Source organism: Flavobacterium aestuarii (assembly GCF_040049115.1).
GTDB lineage: Bacteria > Bacteroidota > Bacteroidia > Flavobacteriales > Flavobacteriaceae > Flavobacterium > Flavobacterium aestuarii.
The window spans coordinates 280,764-300,155 of the sequence record NZ_JBDLZZ010000006.1 but is presented as its reverse complement, the minus strand read 5'-3'; the positions used below and the strand labels follow the sequence as shown (position 1 = coordinate 300,155).

Sequence of the window (19,392 nt, the reverse complement as noted above, 5' to 3'; positions counted from 1 at the left end):
AGGGTTTCTAATAAAGCTTACATTGTTTGTATTTGGATTACAATTAAACAAATCAATTAACTAGCAACTTGAATTAAATATTATTATTTCAGCGTAAAACCTGAAAAAAATGAATCTAAAATCTGAATTAAAATGAGGGTATTCAAATTTGGAGGTGCATCAGTAAAAGATGCTGCCGGAATTAAAAACGTTTATGACGTTTTACAGCAGGTAGGTTATGAAGATGTATTGGTAATTGTTTCGGCAATGGGGAAAACGACTAATGCACTCGAAGATGTAATCAAGAATTATTTTGACAAATCACCGGAATTAAATTCATCGGTACAGGAAGTAAAAAAATACCACAATCAGATCTTATTGGATTTGTTTGAAGATGAAAAGAATGAAGTTTTTGCAGCTGTAAATACTCAATTTGCAGATTTAGAATATTTCTTAGCTCACAATAAATCTCCAAATTACAATTTTGTATACGATCAAATCGTGAGTTTTGGAGAACTGATCTCGACAACTATATTAAGTCATTTTATGTCTTTCAAAGGTATTCAGACACAATGGCTGGATGTTAGAAATTTTGTAAAAACAGATTCTACTTACCGTGATGCAGAAGTAGACTGGGATCTAACACAAAAGAATATTGCTAATAATATTCCACGCAAAATCTTAAACATCACTCAAGGATTCTTAGGTTCTGACGAAAATAATTTCACAACCACTTTAGGCCGTGAAGGATCAGATTACTCTGCAGCAATTTTTGCTTATTGCCTCAATGCCGAAAGTGTAACGATCTGGAAAGACGTTCCTGGAGTTATGAATGCCGACCCAAGATATTTTGAAAATGCAAGTCTTCTGAACCAGATTTCGTATCGTGAAGCCATCGAGCTGGCGTTTTACGGAGCTTCGGTAATTCACCCAAAAACATTGCAGCCTTTACAGAAAAAGGAAATTCCATTGTACGTAAAATCGTTCATCAATCCGTTGCTGAAAGGAACTGCTGTTTCCAAAGGAGTGGATTTGGAACCGTCACTGCCTTGTTTTATTGTAAAAAGAAACCAATTATTGATTTCTCTTTCATCTATAGATTTCTCTTTCATCATGGAAGAAAACATCAGCGAAATCTTTGGATTATTCCACCAATTCAAATTGAAGGTAAACCTGATTCAGAATTCAGCCATCAGTTTCTCGGTTTGTGTAGAAGATAAATTTGGCAACTTCAATGACTGTAACGCGATACTTTCGAAAAAATTCAAAGTGGATTTCACCGAAAATGTTACTTTATACACCATCAGACATTTTAGCGAAGAAGCTGCTCAAACAGTTGAAGAAAACAAAACAGTTTTGTTGAAACAAGTAAGCAGAGAGACAATGCAGATTGTAACTAAAGAGAATTAACATATTACCAAAAAACTGATTACCATTTAAAAATGGGAGTTGAGAATTCGGCTTCCATTTTTTTTATTAAAATTAGTCAACTATTGTCTGACTGCATTTTTTCTCTTTTAAAAAATAATCGATTGTAACATCAAACTCTTGACAAACCTTAACCATCAGCAGGAAATCAATTTTTTTACATTTATCACTTTCTATATTACACAAAGTCGTTTGCGAAATTCCCAAACGGTAAGCTAATTCAGGTTGTGAAAAATTAAATGACTCTCTAAGTCTTTTTATTCTAACACCTATACTCATAATGCTTTTTTTGTAAATATCTCATATTAAAACAACTGTATCAATACCCACTTTTAGTGATATTTATATAAATTTAAAAATTTAATAAAATTACCAATTACTCTATAAAATTATTCATTTTCGAATAGGAAACGAATAATAGTTAATCCATTTTTGTAATTCAGACAATTTAAATTTAAAAAATCATCAAATGAAAAAACTATTTCTCCCTATTGCATTCTTGTTACTTGCACAAATAACAACAGCACAAAATGCCTCTTTTAAAGCCGATGTATTAAAATTGATTTCTATTAGTGGTGCCGATGCTCAGATAAAATCCGTAAAACCGCAAATTTTGAGTATGATTCCAGAGAGCAAAAAAGAAACTTTCTCTAAAGAATTTGACGCTACAATTCCGAGTTTACTTGACAAAATGGCTAATGTTTATATGGAAATTTACACCCCTGACGACATAAAAGCAATGATTGTTTTTTATGAAACTCCCGTTGGCAAAAAAATGAATGAAAAGGCAGGTGAACTTAGTCAAAAATCAATGCAAGCTGCACAGGAATGGAGCCAACAATTGCAAGGCCTAATGACAAAATATAAAGATGATGCTCCTGCACAAAGCAACTATTCGCTGACAAAACCAAAATAAAGAGGTAAGCTACTTATAATTGTTTCCAATTAGACTAAAAACATGAAAAAAATTAATCCCAAATTATTTATTATTGTTTTTAATATTTTCACAGCTATTATACTCTCTCTAAATCAAGATGGATTTATACAAATTGATGAAATATGGATTCGATTTTTACTTTTTCTGCTGTTTATTTGGAATGTGCTGCTATTTTATTTTATAGTAAAAAATAAATCTCAGTAATTTATACCAAACGAATTTATATTTTAAATCCAAAATATTCTAGTATAATGCCGATGTAATATGAGAATAGAACAATTTCATATTATATCGGCATTATTTTGCTTTTATATCAGAAGGATTAAATGTGGTTGAATATTGCACTAAAAAAACATCAATTTACAATGTTAAAATTTAAAATTATTCGTTTTCGAATAGGAAGTAACTACCTGATTTTGAATATTTGTAATACAAAAAATTAATTTATTAACAAACAAATTATTATTTTATGGAAAAATTACAAGTAAAGAGAAAAAAAATGAGTATTGCCAATATTGAAGGCAGACTAACGCTTGAAGAAATGGAAAATGTTATGGCTGGCAGTGGGGGTGAAATAGTTTGTGGATTCGCACTAGGACTAGGACTAGTAACATCTGTAGCAACTGGTGGATGGTCTATGGTGGGTGCTTTTATGGTTTGCTCAGGTAATGCTTATTAATTTAAAACAAAAATAAAAATGAAAAATTTAGTAGAAACAGAAATTAAAAAAATGAGTCTTTCCAATATTGAAGGTAAACTGTCACCAGATGAAATGGAAAATATTATGGCTGGGAGTGGATTTTGGACCGCTTTTGGATGTGGTGTAGGAGTGGGCACAATAATTGTAGGTACTGGTGGTGCTGCTTCTTGGGGAGCTGTTATAACTTATGCAAGTTGTTTAGCACTTTTTGATTAATTAATCAATTACTAAAACAAATTAAATCAATCAATAGATTGTAGTTTTTACAATCTATTGATTTAAATTCATTTTTTATGATTAACCAAATAGAAAATCGTTTATTGTTTTTGGAAAATGCAATTTACAAAAAAAATAGGATTTCAAATATTGACTATAAAACTTACTTAGGGAGAATAAAAAGTTTAAAAAAAACATTACTAGTTGTTATAATTATTATGCTTTTTCTAATAATTTATCAATATTTCTACAATATATTAGAAAATGAAATATTAATAGGATTTATAATTATTTATATGCTTCATTCTTGGATTGATAATATATGTTTGCTAGTCGACGAATATCTTTTTTTATTAACATTAAAAGAAAAAACCTATGTTAAATAGCAAGAATTCATTTATATTATCAATAATTATTTTTGTTTATATCATTATAAATAAATTTTTAATCAAAAGAGATTTTTCATTAATTGAAGGATTGTTAGTGTTCATAATTTCTATATTTATATTAAAACTTTTTGATTTTTTAAGTTCAAAAAACAATAATAATTCTAGATAAAATTCATGAAAAGTACATTATTAAAGTACATTATAATTTCTATAGCTTCAATTATATTATCGAAAATTACAAATAGTGTATTGGGTTTTAAAGAGCTACTTTACGATTCACTATCCGAACAGCTTACACAAAAACAAATACAACATTTTTTTGAGTTACAAGAAAAATGGCAATGGGTAGGCAATGTTTTTATGCCAATATTGTTATTGTTAAAAACTACTATTATTGCAAGTGTATTATACATTGGCACCAACTTTTTTGATAAGGTTACGGTTACTTTCAAGCAATCATGGAGTTATGTACTTACTGCAGAGTTTGTGTTTTTGTTAGTTCCAGTATTCAAAATAGTATGGCTTTACTTTTTCCAAACCAATTATAAATTAGAGGATGTTCAATATTACTATCCGATGTCTGCCTTAAACATTGTGGGTTACAAAGGATTGGAGTCTTGGTTTATTTATCCCTTACAGACGCTTAATTTATTTGAGTTGGCATACTGGTTAATTCTGGCATATTACATTGGTAAAGCGACACAAACCAATATGGATAAAGGATTAAAAATCGTAGCTTACAGTTATGGACCAACTCTATTGTTGTGGGTAGTAACAGTAATGTTCTTTACTCTTAATTACTCATAAAATGGTTCTGTTTAGAAAGATTTTAATTTTTGCGTGTGCCATTTTAATCATTTCACACATCATTAGCTTTTTATATCAAGGTGAAAGTTCACGCTCATTAATTTTGAGTACTATTTCAATGGTATTAGTAATTACAAGTCTCTTTATAGCAAACAAAAAACAATGAAGAAAACTTTAAAAATCGTTATTATAACACTCCTTTTAGCTTTGATTGCATTTATGGGTTACAAAGTAATCAACAAAATAAACTATAAAAAAGAAGTGGCAGAACACATCAAAACCATTCCTGAATTCTCATACAAAACTACAGCAGGCAAAACATTTACAAAAAAAGACTTAAAAGAGAATATTCCAACTGTTTTTCTATACTTCAACAGCGAATGTGAACATTGCCAGAGTGAAGCTATCCAAATTCAGGAAAATATAGAAAAATTTGCAGACATTCAACTTGTTTTTATCTCGTTTGAAGAACCTAAAAAAATAATGGCTTTTGCCAAGAAATATAAAATTGACCATTATGATACCGTTACTTTTCTATGTGATAAGCAAGTTAGTTTCGCAACTGCTTTCGATGTTAAATCAATTCCAACCGTAGTAATTTATGATAAAAATAAAAAACTACTTGAAAAAATAAAAGGTGAAGTTAAAATTGACAACATTCTCAAAAAATTAAAAAAATGACAAAAACTACATCTATTGCGATGCTTACCTGCTGGTATGGTGATTACCCTTGGTATTTTCCATATTTTATTCAATCCTGCAAGTACAATCCAAGCGTTGATTTTATTATCATTACCAATAACGTGAATACCATTCCAAACAAGCCTGATAATGTGAAAATTGTTTTTAAAACCCCAGAAGACATTAGGAGTTTAGCTTCAGAAAAATTGGGTTTTACCGTAAACCTTGAATATCCGTATAAATTATGCGATTTCAAACCTGCTTACGGTTTTATTTTTTCGGAAATACTCAAAGGATATGATTTTTGGGGTCACGGCGATATTGACATGGTTTATGGCAACATTCGAGAATTTATGACCGAGGAATTATTGCAAAATCACGATGTTATTAGCAGCCGGCACGATTTTATAACAGGTACTTTTTGTTTGTATCGCAATGTCGAAATCACTAATACCTTGTTTATGCAAAGCAAAGATTATCAAATGGTTTTTAGCAGACCAGAACACTTTTGTTTTGATGAATGTAATTTTTTGTTTTATGAATTACAAAATGGCGCTTCAATTTTTGACTTTCCTGACAGAATCCAAAGCATGACTTATGTTGTAAAACAAGCTGAGAAAGAAGGAAAAATAAAAGCATTTTTTGATTTTATTATTGTTGAAGGTTTGCCTGGTGATGTCAAATGGGAGAAAGGAACCATCCTTTACAAAAATGAATTTGAAGGAATGTATTATAATTTGATTCGACTCAAAAATGTATGTCTAGACCATATTGCTTTAGACCCTATGCCTGATGAGTTTCATTTTACTCCTAATGATATTGTGAGAAATAAAATATCAGTTTAGTAATTATCTTCGATAAATAATGATATCAAAACATATTCAAAAAACGCATACCTTGCAGCTAGAACGTTCGGATTGCGGTGTTGCCTGTTTACTTTCCATAATCAGATTCTATAACGGAAATCATTCGCTCGAAAAATTGCGGGAATTGAGTGGCACCACACCACAAGGCACGACAATGTTAGGATTATACCAAGTGGCAAACGAATTGGGCTTTACAGCTGAAGGTTTACATGCCGCAATAGAACCGCTCAAATACCATGGCGAACCTGTAATTTTAAAATTTGTTCTAGAATATAATTCAGATCATTATGTGGTATGCTATTCTTATCAGCCTGACATTGAAAAAGACAAAGGAACTTTCTTGATTGGAGACCCAGCCAAAGGACTTTATACCCTTACGGAAGAAGAATTAGACAAACTTTGGGTTTCAAAACAATGCTTGACAGTTTCACCCAACGAAAGTTTTATAACTACCAAAGAGATTGCAAGCAATAAAAAAAAATATTTCATTAATCTACTAAAGCAAGATTACAAATTACTTGTATTTAGTACAATAATAGGTGTTTTTGTAGCTGGACTAGGAATGGCAATGTCTATTTTTTCACAAAAATTAATAGATGATATTTTACCTTCACACAATATCAAAAAACTAATAACTGGAATTATTTTGTTAACCGTTTTACTTTTAGCAAGAGTAGGTTTCAGTATTTTAAGGGAATTTTTCTTGCTTCAACAATCAAAAGATTTCAATAATCGAATCAACAATCAATTTTTCAATTCACTTTTGCATTTGCCAAAACCCTTTTTTGACACTAGAAAAATTGGCGAATTGGTAGCGAGATTAAACGATACAAGCCGAATTCAAAGTGTCCTCAAAATGCTCGCTAGCAGTTTAGTAATTGATGTTTTAATTTCAATTACTTCTATAGTATTTCTGTTTCTATATTCTTGGCAAGTAGCATTAATTGCCTTAATTAGTTTGCCTTTTTACTTTTACATTCTTTACCGCAGTAACACTAAAATCATCACTGCACAACAAGAAGTCATGCAAGGTTATGCCCTAAATGAAAGTAATTATATTTCGTCAATGCAAGGAATTGCGACAATAAAAAACAACAATCGTCAATTTACATTTAGCAATAAGAATTCAACGGTTTTTGGTGATTTTCAAGAAAAAATATTCAATTTAGGAAAAATTAATATTCAATTGTCCTGGCAATCTGGGTTATCGAGCGTGTTTTTCTTAATTGGTATACTAATCTACACCTCTATTGCCGTTTTTAATAAAGAAATGAAATTAGGAGAATTAATGGCGGTTTTAGGGATTTCAGGTTCATTATTGCCATCCATTGCTAACCTAGCTTTAATTTCGATTCCTATCAATGAAGCAAAAATTGCTTTTAACCGTATGTTTGAATTTGCTTCTATCCAAAAAGAGAAAAAAGAAGGCATTGTAATTTCATCTTTAGAAAACATTCAAATAAAAAATCTTTCCTTCCGATTTGCTGGACGAAGCGAATTATTCTTTAACATAAACATTGAAATACAAAAAGGAAAACTTTCAGCCATTGTTGGAGAAAGCGGCAGTGGAAAAAGTACTTTGGGTCAGATTTTACAACGCTTTTATGGCTATGAAAAAGGTGAAATTGTAATAAATAATCAAAACCAGCTTTCAGAAATTGATTTAGAAAATTACAGAGCTTTAATTGGTGTAATTCCACAAGAAATTACCATTTTCAATGGAAATGTAATTGATAATATTTTGCTTGGTAAAACAGAAGCACTGGAGAATCTGAATCAATTTATACAGGAATATGGTTTTGATTTTTACTTTAATCAATTGCCACAAGGTTTAGCAACAATTCTCGGAGAAGAAGGAATTAATTTATCTGGAGGGCAAAAACAAATTATTGCATTGGCAAGAGCTTTATATAAAAAACCTCAACTATTGATTCTTGACGAAGCTACAGCTGCAATGGACAGAAATACAGAACAGTTCACTATAAATATTTTACAGAAAGTCAAAAAAGAATGTGCAATATTTTTTATCTCTCATCGTTTGAATATGCTTAAAAACATAGCCGACACTATTTATATTCTTGAAAACAAGACAATTTCTACCTCTGGAAATCATTCTAAACTAATGGAAACCGAAAATTTTTATAGTATATTTTGGGAAACCGCTTAGATTTTGTAAAAACTTCCTTGGTTCTCTAATTAACATATCATAAAACAATATATGACTATCCGTGACTAGTACCAACTCTCATAATAGATAAGTTATCGATTTTTTTGCAAACTTAACACTTACTGTTCTTTGCATCTCTGCGCCTTTGCGAGCCAAATTTCACGCAAAGGCGCAGAGACGCAAAGTATATTTTTCAATATTTAGATCATAGTATGAATTACGGACAGTCATAAAATAATATACACTAATTTTGGCACTTTGGAGTTATATTGTTTATGTTGAAAAAAGTATTATTTTGGATTGTCATTTTTTATTTTTCTGGACTTCAGGCTCAGGAAATAGACTCGGCGTACAGCACCAAAAAAATAGCTTTCACAACAGATACCATTCATCTGGAACAGGTGAGTATCAATCCGAATTTTTTTAAAATTTTGGATCATAAAAACCAAATTGTCGACAGCACTTCCTACGAAGTCAACTTTCCAAAAGGCATTCTTTTATTCAAAAACCGAAACATTCCCCCTACTGATTCCCTAACCGTTCATTATCTAAAACTGCCTGATTTCCTAACCAAGGAATATACCATTTACGACAGCAGTAAAATTATCGACAACAATGCCACGAATCAAAGTTTATACCGCATCGAAAACCCTACGCTACCCAAAAACATCCCTTTTGACGGGCTTGTAGCAGATGGCAGTCTTTCAAGAGGTGTTACTGTCGGTAATAATCAAAATGCAGTGGTCAATTCGAAGCTGGACTTTAGGATTACGGGGCAACTATCCGATAAACTCAGTATTCGCGCCTCCATTCAGGATACCAACATTCCGGTTCAGGAAGGAAGCTATTCTCAACGGCTGAACCAATATGACAATATTTTCATGGAACTTTTTACCGACAGCTGGAATGTTCGCGCGGGCGATGTTTTTATCGGCAACAACTATACACGTTTCCTTACTTTCAACAAGAAAATACAGGGATTATTGGCAACCGTCAACTTTGGAAACGAAGACAAAAAGACAACTGTTTTTGCTTCGGGCGGACTCGTAACCGGAAATTACACCAGCAGTAATTTCAAAGGACAGGAAGGCAATCAGGGGCCTTATAAACTGGTTGGAAAAAATGGCGAATTGTATGTTTTGGTCATCATTGGTTCGGAAAGGGTTTATGTCAATGGCACTTTATTAAAGCGAGGTCAGGAAAACGATTATATTATTGATTACAATTCGGGGGAAATCGTGTTTACTCCGCAATTCCCTATTACTTCGGAAATGCGGATTGTAGTCGAATATCAATTTTCCGAAAACAATTACTCCCGATTCATCACTTATGACGGAGGAACTTTTACGGACAAAAAATGGAATTTTGGAGCCATCGTATATTCTGAAAGTGATTTGAAAAATCAGCCTGTCCAGCAAAATCTTTCGCAAGAGCAAGCCTTGATTTTGAAAGAAGCCGGTGACGACACAAATTTGATGGTTGCCCCATCGGCTGTTGTTGCAACTTATGACGAAAAGAAAATTCAGTATAAAAAAAGCACACAAGGAACTGCCACAATCTACGAATATTCCACAGATCCAAATGACGAATTGTATAATGTTACGTTTACTTTAGTCGGTCAAGCCAAAGGAAATTATATTTTGACCAACCCAACCAGCGTCGATAAAATATTCGAATATTCAGCTCCTGTCAACGGAGTCCTGCAGGGAAATTACGAACCGGTCATTCAATTGATTGCTCCATTGAAATCTCAGGTGGCTACTTTTTTCGGGAAATACAATCCTTCCGAAAAAACGGCTGTGGCTTTTGAACTGGCGGTGAGCAACAATGACCAAAATTTATTTTCATCCATAGACGACGCCAATAATCAGGGAATATCTGCCGAAATCAACGCAAAACAACGTCTTTATTCCAAAAAATGGAACATCGATGCATTTGCCAATTATCAAGCCGTTCAAGCCAATTTCAAGCCCGTTGAACGCATCAATAGCATTGAGTTTTATCGGGATTGGAATGTCACTTCATCTGTAATAACTGGAAACCAAAGTCTGCTGGGAACTGGTTTCAATTTTAGTTTGATTCCCAAAAAAGACTCTTCGACCGTAGCCAACATTACTTATGCATTTGAAAAATTAGCGCTTTCCAATACCTATTCGGGGGTAAAAAATAATCTCAACGCTAATTTTGAATTCAAAAAATGGAACATAAAAAACGATGGAAGTTATCTAAAAAGTGATGATGTAGAAAACACTTCCACCTTTTTGAGGAATCTTTCACAGTTTCGTTATCATCACAAAAAAAATTGGGTTGGAGGTTCCCTTCACTTTGAAGACAATCAGGAAATTAACAAGGCAACCCAAAAATTCTCCTTGCTGAGCCAGCGTTTCTCGCAATACGGGATATACGCAGGTCACGGAGACAGCACCAAAGTGTATGTGCAGTTGGGCTACGCCAGAAGAATAAACGACAGTGTTCAAAACGGATTACTGCAAAGGGTAAACACTTCGAACAGTTATAATTTTCAATCCAAATTATTGAAGACAGAGACCCGTGATATTTCGATATTTGTCAACTACAGACAATTGAACTATACCGATCCTGCACTGAAAAACACACCTTCATTCAACTCCCGAATTGCGTACAATGATCAGTTTTTCAATAAACTGGTTCAAAGCAACACCCGTTATGAAACCAATTCGGGAACAATGCCTTTTCAGGATTACACTTATGTTGAAGTTCCGGCCGGTCAGGGAAAATATACTTGGAATGATTACAACGGAAACGGAATAAAGGATTTGGAGGAATTCGAAATTGCTCCATTTTCGGATTTGGCAAAGTACACACGAATATTTTTACCCAATCAAACTTATATCAAAACCAACCAAAACAGATTCTCCCAGTCATTTATTATCAATCCCATTATTTGGCAAAACGACAACAGCTACAAAAAAAGCTTGTCCCATTTTTACATGCAGACTTCCTTTATTATGGAACAAAAAGTCAAAAATAACGAAAATCATTTGGAACTCAATCCATTCGAATCACCTTCGGATGCTATTTTGGGACTACTAAAAACCTTCAGCAATAGCTTGGCCTATAACCGTGGAAAACGAGAGCATTCGGTTACGTATACTTTTACAAAAAATGAAACCCAGAATCTATTGTCCATTGGCACACTAAAAAATGAAAACAGTTTTCATCAATTGGAATACCAGCATTTACTGAAAAAAAGCTGGCTGTTTGATATTATTGGCAAAACCATTCAAAACGAAACAGAGTCCCTCACCTTTGCCGAAAAAAATTATAACATCGAAGGACATTCATGGTTCCCAAAAATCAGTTACCTGTTTTCAGACAAAATCAGTTTGGATGTTTTTTATGAATATCTCAACAAGGAAAATAAAATTGGCAGTCTCGATACTTTGGAACAAAACCGATTTGGTACTGCATTCAGTTATACAGGCAGTTCGAAATTCAACATCAATAGTGAAATCTCATTGTATAAAAATGACTTTATCGGCAATGAATATTCATCGGCGGGATATCAAATGCTTGAGGGACTTCAAAAAGGACAAAACATGACATGGAGAACTTTATTCCAAGTGAATCTTACTAAATTTTTAGACTTGAATTTAATTTACCAAGGCCGAAAAAGTGAAACAAGCGACGCTATTCACAGAGGAAGCGTTGAGTTAAGAGCTTATTTTTAAATGTTTTATGCCATATTAAAAATAAATTTGTAAATTTAGGTTCAATCTAAAAACTTATTGTTATGAAATTACAAATTCACAAAAAAACCACACTGTTAAGCTTAAGTAAAAAATTATTGGTATTAAGTTTCTTCCTTATTGCTTCGAACACTTTCTATGGTCAAACTTCTAAAACCAAAGAAGAAGCAACTGTCGAAAAAAAGGCTAAAGAAACCAAGAAAAAAGCAGACAAAGCAACTAAAGATTCCAAAGCTACGGCTGATAAAACTGTAAAAGAAACCAAAAAAACTGCAGACAAAGCATCGAAAGACTCCAAAGCAACAGCCAATAAAGCCGTAAAAGAGACCAAAAAAACTGCAGACAAAGCATCGAAAGACTCCAAAGCAACAGCCGATAAAACCGTAAAAGAGACCAAAAAAACTGCAGACAAAGCATCGAAAGAAGCAAAAAAAGAAGTTGCCAAAACTTCGGATAAAACAAAATCGGCAGTCAAAACAGCTGATAAAGTAACCGGAGAATACAACGGCAAAAAAGTATACACAGGTCCGCAGGGAGGCAAATATTACATCAATTCAAACGGAAATAAAACGTATATCAAGCAATAAATCTGTTTGTTGAGTTCCAACTCAAGGCTTTCCGAAATCTGGAAAGCCTTTTTTTATTTCCTCAATCTCTCGCTGAACTTTGTTCCAATATTATTCTCGCAAAGGCGCAGAGACGCAAAGAAATACATGCAAAGCTTTGCGCCTCTGCGCCTTTGCGAGAATAAATTAAAGCTAAAAAATAGCCCACAGATAACACAGATTTCAGATAACTTAATAAAAATCAGTGACAATCCGTTTAAATCCGTCTCATCCGTGGCCAAAAAACCACGCATTCACCCAAAAAAAATAAACATACAACTTATCGTTTAAAATAATCTTTTAGTAATACATTGCAAACATTAAAAAGCAACACACCAAGTATCTTAGCCTTACAACTAAACCGTAAGACTTGCACATGAATTTGAACTCCGAAAATAAAACCATTTTAGTAGCGCCCTTAAACTGGGGACTAGGTCATGCTACGCGTTGTATCCCAATTATCAAAGCATTGCAGGAAAACAACTTCACACCCATAATTGCTTCTGATGGGATTGCACTTGAGTTGCTTCGCAAAGAATTTCCGTACTTGAAAACTCTTAAATTGCCATCCTACCAAATTGAATATGCCAAAAACGGCAAAAACTTTAAATGGAAACTGATAAAAAGCTTACCCCGAATGCTCGAAGCCATCAGCGAAGAGAAAAAAATCGTAAAAAAATGGATTAAAAAATACGAAATCGACGGAATCATTTCGGACAACCGACTAGGAGTTTACAGCAAAAAAATCCCGTCTGTCTTTATCACGCACCAGCTGAATGTTCTAACCGGAAACACCACTTGGCTTACCAGTAAAATACATCAGCACATCATAAAAAAATATACCGCCTGCTGGATCCCCGATGTCAATTCCGAATTAAATCTTACCGGAAAACTGGGGCATTTAGAGAACAATTCCCTTACATTAAACTATCTCGGGCCTTTGAGCCGAATGCACAAAAAGGCATTGCCCATCCAGTATGACCTGATGATTATCTTATCCGGCCCCGAACCTCAGCGCGGATTATTGGAAGCCCATCTTACCGAAGAAGTAAAACGTTTCGAAGGAAAAGTCGTTTTCATAAAAGGAATCATCGAAGCCGAACAAAAGAAAGAACAGATAGGAAACGTAACCTACTATAACTTCATGAAAACCCGCCAGCTGGAACACACCTTCAACGAAAGTGAAAAAGTCCTCTGCCGATCCGGCTACACCACAATCATGGATTTGGTAAAACTGAACAAAAAAGCTTTTTTCATCCCCACTCCCGGGCAATACGAGCAGGTTTATCTCGCCGAAAAACTGCAGGAAGATGGTCTTGTTCCCTTTACCTGCCAAGAGCACTTTAAAATCGAAGATATTTCAAAAATTGATCATTATCAAGGACTGCCAAAACTAGAAAGTACCGTAAATTGGGAAGAGCTGTTCAAAGTCTTTTAAAATAACTGCAATTAAAATTTTTAGGAGCAGAAAGATTGGGCATTTTCAGGAAACATTCGTCCCGCTTTCCGTTACACACGAGCGATAGCGAACTGACGAAGTAATCTTGTGGGCCGAACCCCAGCCCACAAGGATTTTCACTGCACACGAGCGAAGCGAAATGACGAAGTAATCGGGGCTAAGGAGAGAGATTTTGCTTTTTTGCAGAGATACTAATATTTCATACAACAGCTCCCAATATTGTCATACTGATGTAGGAAGCATCTCCGTGTGGTATTCCCCAACGTTTGGGACTGCCTTTGGCGAGCTACTTGTGGGGATGCTTCCTTCGTCAGCATGACAAGTTTGCGGAATATTGGGATGTTAAAAAACGTTATTACAAGGAACGAAGCGAACTTGCCAAACAAAAAATTAGTCCTCTTTTCAGATTTGCTAAATCATCCCAACTCAAAACCATTTTTCCATTAAACGTATTGCCTAAATTCGTTGTAGTACTTGAGCAAGTCTTTTTTCATATCTGTTTCGCAATAATTATTTTGCTATCAATTGCATCAAAAAATTCAACATAGTCTGTCAAATCTGAATCAATCCAATTCAACATTTCATATATTTCGCTTTTGATATTTTCCGCATATGTAAAATCAATTGCATTACCATTAAAGCAAATAGATTCGTTATGATAAACCCTGTTTCTAAATTCTCTTATTCTCTTTAGTTTTTGACTTATTGCACTTCTATTAATTCCAGCAGGTTTGTTATTAAAAGAATGTATAACAACTCCACCAATTAGCCGGTAATGGTGAGTATCGAATAAACTAGTCCAAAAACCAAAAGATTGTTCAGCAACAACTTTTCCTGCCGTTACTACTCCGCCTTTTCTTCTTATAGTTCTTTCAGCACTTATGATTGAATTTTTAAGAAAAAACCTTGATCCACTTAATGAATTGTCATTCATAAAACCATTTTTCTCCGTAACAATCCAGTTTGGATTTGCGAAATGTGCAGATATCTGATAGTTAAAAATATTTCTCAAAAATATTTCAAATAAATTCAATACCGGATAAAAAGATTGTGCAACTCTTAAATTTGCTATGTATAATTTTTGCGCTTTTGTTTTTGAATTACCTGAAACTAATAAAAATATGTTTAGTCTAGGTTGAGAAAGATAGTATTCAAGCTTATTATATCTCATTAATTTTTTCTTAAAAAAGTTGATTTTACAAGTATATGCCTTATATTTGTACAGTAATGCTTAATCAAGCCTCTTTTCTCAATAGAGAAAACGTAATTAAGTGAAAGATTTACTTAAAGCTCTTTGGTCTTCCGAGGAGCTTTTTTAATATTACACACAACTACTGCCTTTTTCAAATATAGAAAATTATAGTCACAAACTTACAAAATACAATTTCCGCTTTTCCATTCAGTCTCTGCAACTCCTACACCTTGGCTAGCCCAATTTCACCCCAAGACATAAAAACAAAGCCCACAATATCCAAAACTCAAAAAAACCAATAAAAAAAGTCGAAACCACCACAGTAGCTCCGACTTTCTTAAATTGACTTTTAAATGCTAAACTGAAAACTATTCTCTAGGCAGTATATCATCTATTTTGTCATGCTTGATAATTTTGGCATTGACCATAAAATAAACATACTCCGCGATGTTGGTACAATGCTCGGAAATGCGTTCCAGATGTTTTAGAACTATTATCAAGTTCGTTCCAGAAACAACCGCCTTGGAATTAGTCTTCATTTCATTGATAATTTCATGAATAGTATCTTCCGATTTGTTTTTGATTTCCTTGCTCAAAACGAATATCTCTCCAATCGTGCTTTCCTGACGCGTTAAAAAATAATTATTCGTTTTGGCAGTAATCAATTCCACCTGTTTGGTTATATCGCCAACAGAAAACTTCACAATCAAATCGTGTTTTTCTTTTATGTTTTTTGACTTTTTTACAATGCTTAGCGATAAATCCCCAATCCGTTCAAACTCATTGCTTATCTGCATCGCCGACATAATAAAGCGCAGATCAGAAGCAACGGGCTGCTGCAAAGCAAAAATACTCTGACAGACCTCATCAATTTTTACATCTAGTTTATCAATCTTATTTTCGTTTTTTTTGATGATTTTTACCTCAACAGTTTCGGGCTCAAACAAAAGTTTTTTGATGGATTCACTAACTTGAGTTGCTGCCAGAAGCCCAATTTTTTCAATAATGCCTTTTAATTTATTTAATTCTATTTCGAAATGTGTTGTCATTTTTTTTTATTTAAAGATTAAAAAAATTGAGAGATTTAAAAATTACGTTTGCAGCAAGGGATAGTTGGTCTTTCTATTTTTAAATCATTTAATTTTTAAATTATACTTTTATCCAAATCTTCCAGTGATATAATCTTCGGTCTGTTTTCGCGCTGGATTCGTAAATATCGTATTGGTTTTGCCCATTTCGATCAGCTCTCCCATATAGAAAAAAGCTGTCTGGTCACTCGTCCTCGCTGCCTGCTGCATATTGTGTGTTACAATAATGATGGTATATTGATCCTTTAACTGATGTATTAATTCCTCAATTTTGGAAGTTGAAATAGGATCCAATGCACTAGCCGGCTCATCCATCAAAATAATATCCGGGCTTACCGCCAATGTTCTTCCAATACACAAACGCTGCTGCTGACCGCCAGAAAGTCCAAGGGCAGAATCATCCAGGCGGTCTTTCAATTCGTCCCAGATGGCAGCCTGACGCAAAGAGGTTTCTACAATTTCATCCAATTGGACTTTATCTTTAATACCATTGATTCTAGGGCCATACGCAATATTCTCATAAATGGATTTCGGGAAAGGATTGGATTTCTGGAAAACCATTCCAATCTTTTTTCGGATATTGACAACATCTACATTTTTGTTATAGATATCAATTCCCTCAACAAGCATCTCTCCTGTAATGGAAACATTCGGAATCAAATCATTCATCCGGTTAATGCATCTCAAAAACGTTGATTTACCACAGCCTGAAGGACCAATGAGGGCAGTCACCTTATTGGCTGGAATATCCATTGTGATTTCATTCAGCGCCTTTTTTTCGCCGTAGTATAATGACAGGTTATTAACTTTTATTTTTATGTCTTTCATTTTTTTATTGGTTAAGTCTGTTAGTCAAAAAAGAATACTAATTTTTACATCCAAAACTATTCTTTACAACAGCAGTTTCTTAATACTTAATACTTTATTTCGCTTTCCTTCTAATTCTAGCCCTGATAATGACTGCAACTACATTGAGTGATAATGTTAAGATTAACAAAACTAAAGTAGTAGCAAACTGAATAGGCATTGTTTTCTCGACATCAGAAGACTGGGTAGACATAATGTAAATATGATATCCTAAATTCATGAACTGATCGCTCAAAGATCCCGGCAATGTAGCCAGATAATAAGCAGCTCCCGTAAAAAGAATTGGTGCCACTTCGCCAGCGCCCCTGCTAACTGCAAGGATTGTTCCCGTCATAATTCCCGAAACTGATTCGGGCAGAATTACCTTGCGGATAGTCTGCCATTTGGTTGCGCCAAGTGCCAGGCTTGCTTCCCTCATTTCTCTAGGAATGGTTTTTAGAGATTCTTCGACAGAAACAATAATAACTGGCAATGTCAGCAAAGACATGGTTAAACTTGCCCAAAGAATATTGGGCTGTCCCCAGCGCAATTGACCATCATTAAGAAGATTATCAGCTCCTGCGCCAATAAATTGTATAAAAAACCCAAGACCAAAAAGACCAAATATAATAGAAGGCACAACTGCCAGCGTTCGTACCGAGAATCGGACTGCAGCTGCAAATTTGGAGTTTTCGCCAGCATATTCAGTTAAATACAGTGCTGTAATGGTTCCAAAAGGAACTGCTGCAAATGACATTACGATTACCAGAATAAAAGTCCCTATCAAAGCTGGAAAAATTCCTCCTTCGGTCATACCATTAGTTGGAAAAGATGCAATAAATTCCCAAGAGAATTTGCTTCGCCCTTGATATACAATAATTCCCAAAATGACAAACAGGATAGCAATAATAAGTATTACAGCCAATTGGGTCAGGCCAATAAAAAATTTTCCTTTAGTTTCCGAGCCGCTTTTCTTTGCAGAAAAAAATTGATTTTCTGTTTGATTTAAAACTGTTTCCATATTTATTTACCTTGGAATTTTTTCAATAATTTACCCTTCACATAGAATTCGGCCACAGCGTTTAATGCAAATGAGAAAACAAAAAGCAGTGAGCCTATAAAAAACAGTACACTGTAATGTGTTTCTCCAAATACCGTTTCGGCCATTTCGGAACCAATTGTTGCTGCAAAAGTTCTTACGCTCTCAAAAGGATTTGCAGAAACTAATACCGCATTTCCAGTTGCCATAAGCGCAATCATAGTTTCTCCAAAAATCCTTCCTACTCCTAATAATAAAGCGGCAAAAATACCTGGAGTTGCTGCTGGCAAAATCACAAAAAAAGCAGTCTGCCATTTACTAGCCCCAAGAGCCAAACTGGCTTCGGTATAGGTTTTTGGAACTGCAGCCAGTGCATCTTCGGATATCGTGTAAATTATTGGAATTGCTGCCAGAGCCATTGCTATTCCGCCAATAAAAGCATTTAATCTGGAATCATACCCAAAAACATTCTGGAAAAAACTAGCCAATACCATCAAGGCAAAAAAACCAATAACTACTGATGGAAAAGCAGCAAGCATTTCGATAATGGGCTTGATAATTTCTTTCACTCGTCTGGATGCAAAACAGGAAGTGTATAAAGCTGCTAAAACTGCCAAAGGACCGGCGATAAGCATTGCAATAATAGTCACTTTCAAAGTTCCGATTAAGAGCCCTAACAATCCAAATCGTGGATTATCAGATACTGGAACCCATTCTGTAGAAAAAAAAGTACTCCACGTATTATCTGCTCCTTCTTGATTTTGCGAAACCACTTTTGCAGTTTCCTCATCGGATGAAACGGTTAAATCTTCCTTTGGAGTATCGCCATACGATTCAGGTTTTAATTCATCATCCGAAACTGTTTCAGAACCATACGATTCAGGTTTTAAATCTTCGGCAGCTGGAGAACCATACGATTCTGGCTTAAGCTCTTCTGAGGCGCTGTACGATTCGGGCTTATCAGCAGATTGTGCAGCAGTTTCAATTTTTGCTTTAGAAGATGATCCCGGACTAAATAAAGGTATTGACTCTTTAAAAACAAAAATGAATATTAAAAAAATGACTGCTATAGATAGAAAAGCAACGGATGAAATAATCTTTTCGGCCAGGAACTCAGAAATCCTGAATTGCTTCTTTAAGCTTTCTTCTGTAAAAGTATTTGATTTTGGGGGTGTTTGAGAATTCATTCTATTTTTTTAGAAAGTTCATATAGTATATGCACCACTATCCCTCATTCTAAAATGCAATGAGGGATGCGGTATGCA

The 19,392-nt window shown here is 34.2% G+C and carries 17 protein-coding genes; 11 read left to right on the top strand and 6 right to left on the bottom strand.

The window, feature by feature from the left end:
* The first annotated feature begins 132 nt into the window (after positions 1-132).
* Positions 133-1,389 carry an aspartate kinase gene (locus tag ABEG11_RS09055; RefSeq protein ID WP_348823845.1) on the top strand — a complete coding sequence of 419 codons (1,257 nt, stop codon included), beginning with the start codon at positions 133-135 and terminating at the stop codon, positions 1,387-1,389.
* 72 nt (positions 1,390-1,461) lie between these two features.
* On the opposite strand, the gene ABEG11_RS09050 is transcribed toward ABEG11_RS09055, so the two are convergent.
* On the bottom strand, positions 1,462-1,686 hold the full coding sequence (locus ABEG11_RS09050) for a helix-turn-helix domain-containing protein (protein WP_348823844.1): 225 nt from the start codon (positions 1,684-1,686) through the stop codon (positions 1,462-1,464).
* Positions 1,687-1,876: 190 nt separating this feature from the next.
* On the opposite strand from ABEG11_RS09050, the gene ABEG11_RS09045 reads away from it, so the two are divergent.
* The 10 genes from ABEG11_RS09045 to ABEG11_RS09000 all read left to right on the top strand — a co-directional run bounded on the left by ABEG11_RS09045 (position 1,877) and on the right by ABEG11_RS09000 (position 13,941).
* Positions 1,877-2,323, top strand: coding sequence for a DUF2059 domain-containing protein (locus ABEG11_RS09045; RefSeq protein ID WP_348823843.1), 447 nt, complete (start codon positions 1,877-1,879; stop codon positions 2,321-2,323).
* A gap of 490 nt (positions 2,324-2,813) precedes the next feature.
* Positions 2,814-3,023 (top strand): hypothetical protein, encoded by a 210-nt coding sequence (locus ABEG11_RS09040; protein WP_348823842.1) that lies wholly within the window; start codon positions 2,814-2,816, stop codon positions 3,021-3,023.
* 18 nt (positions 3,024-3,041) lie between these two features.
* On the top strand, positions 3,042-3,260 hold the full coding sequence (locus ABEG11_RS09035; RefSeq protein ID WP_348823841.1) for a hypothetical protein: 219 nt from the start codon (positions 3,042-3,044) through the stop codon (positions 3,258-3,260).
* Positions 3,261-3,823: 563 nt separating this feature from the next.
* Positions 3,824-4,456 carry a hypothetical protein gene (locus ABEG11_RS09030; protein WP_348823840.1) on the top strand — a complete coding sequence of 211 codons (633 nt, stop codon included), beginning with the start codon at positions 3,824-3,826 and terminating at the stop codon, positions 4,454-4,456.
* 162 nt (positions 4,457-4,618) lie between these two features.
* Complete coding sequence (locus ABEG11_RS09025) at positions 4,619-5,137, top strand: peroxiredoxin family protein (RefSeq protein ID WP_348823839.1); 519 nt, start codon at positions 4,619-4,621, stop codon at positions 5,135-5,137.
* Positions 5,134-5,982: a DUF6625 family protein gene (locus tag ABEG11_RS09020; protein ID WP_348823838.1), complete on the top strand. Its 849-nt coding sequence runs from the start codon at positions 5,134-5,136 to the stop codon at positions 5,980-5,982. The genes ABEG11_RS09025 and ABEG11_RS09020 overlap by 4 nt, the downstream gene beginning before the upstream one ends.
* A gap of 19 nt (positions 5,983-6,001) precedes the next feature.
* A complete protein-coding gene (locus tag ABEG11_RS09015; protein WP_348823837.1) occupies positions 6,002-8,170 on the top strand; it encodes a peptidase domain-containing ABC transporter in 2,169 nt (722 codons plus the stop codon).
* A 275-nt stretch (positions 8,171-8,445) separates the two neighbouring features.
* Positions 8,446-11,880 (top strand): DUF8818 domain-containing protein, encoded by a 3,435-nt coding sequence (locus ABEG11_RS09010; protein WP_348823836.1) that lies wholly within the window; start codon positions 8,446-8,448, stop codon positions 11,878-11,880.
* 62 nt (positions 11,881-11,942) lie between these two features.
* Entirely contained in the window at positions 11,943-12,485 is a 543-nt protein-coding gene (locus ABEG11_RS09005; protein ID WP_348823835.1) for a hypothetical protein, read from the top strand.
* A gap of 394 nt (positions 12,486-12,879) precedes the next feature.
* Positions 12,880-13,941, top strand: a complete 1,062-nt coding sequence (locus ABEG11_RS09000) for a glycosyltransferase (protein ID WP_348823834.1) — start codon at positions 12,880-12,882, stop codon at positions 13,939-13,941.
* A 511-nt stretch (positions 13,942-14,452) separates the two neighbouring features.
* On the opposite strand, the gene ABEG11_RS08995 is transcribed toward ABEG11_RS09000, so the two are convergent.
* The 5 genes from ABEG11_RS08995 to pstC all read right to left on the bottom strand — a co-directional run bounded on the left by ABEG11_RS08995 (position 14,453) and on the right by pstC (position 19,314).
* Positions 14,453-15,133, bottom strand: a complete 681-nt coding sequence (locus ABEG11_RS08995) for a hypothetical protein (protein ID WP_348823833.1) — start codon at positions 15,131-15,133, stop codon at positions 14,453-14,455.
* A 389-nt stretch (positions 15,134-15,522) separates the two neighbouring features.
* Complete coding sequence (phoU, locus tag ABEG11_RS08990) at positions 15,523-16,203, bottom strand: phosphate signaling complex protein PhoU (RefSeq protein ID WP_348823832.1); 681 nt, start codon at positions 16,201-16,203, stop codon at positions 15,523-15,525.
* Between the two features lie 108 nt (positions 16,204-16,311).
* A complete protein-coding gene (gene pstB, locus ABEG11_RS08985; protein WP_348823831.1) occupies positions 16,312-17,070 on the bottom strand; it encodes a phosphate ABC transporter ATP-binding protein PstB in 759 nt (252 codons plus the stop codon).
* A 94-nt stretch (positions 17,071-17,164) separates the two neighbouring features.
* Entirely contained in the window at positions 17,165-18,109 is a 945-nt protein-coding gene (gene pstA / locus ABEG11_RS08980; RefSeq protein WP_348823830.1) for a phosphate ABC transporter permease PstA, read from the bottom strand.
* 2 nt (positions 18,110-18,111) lie between these two features.
* Entirely contained in the window at positions 18,112-19,314 is a 1,203-nt protein-coding gene (pstC, locus tag ABEG11_RS08975) for a phosphate ABC transporter permease subunit PstC (RefSeq protein WP_348823829.1), read from the bottom strand.
* Positions 19,315-19,392: the final 78 nt, after the last annotated feature.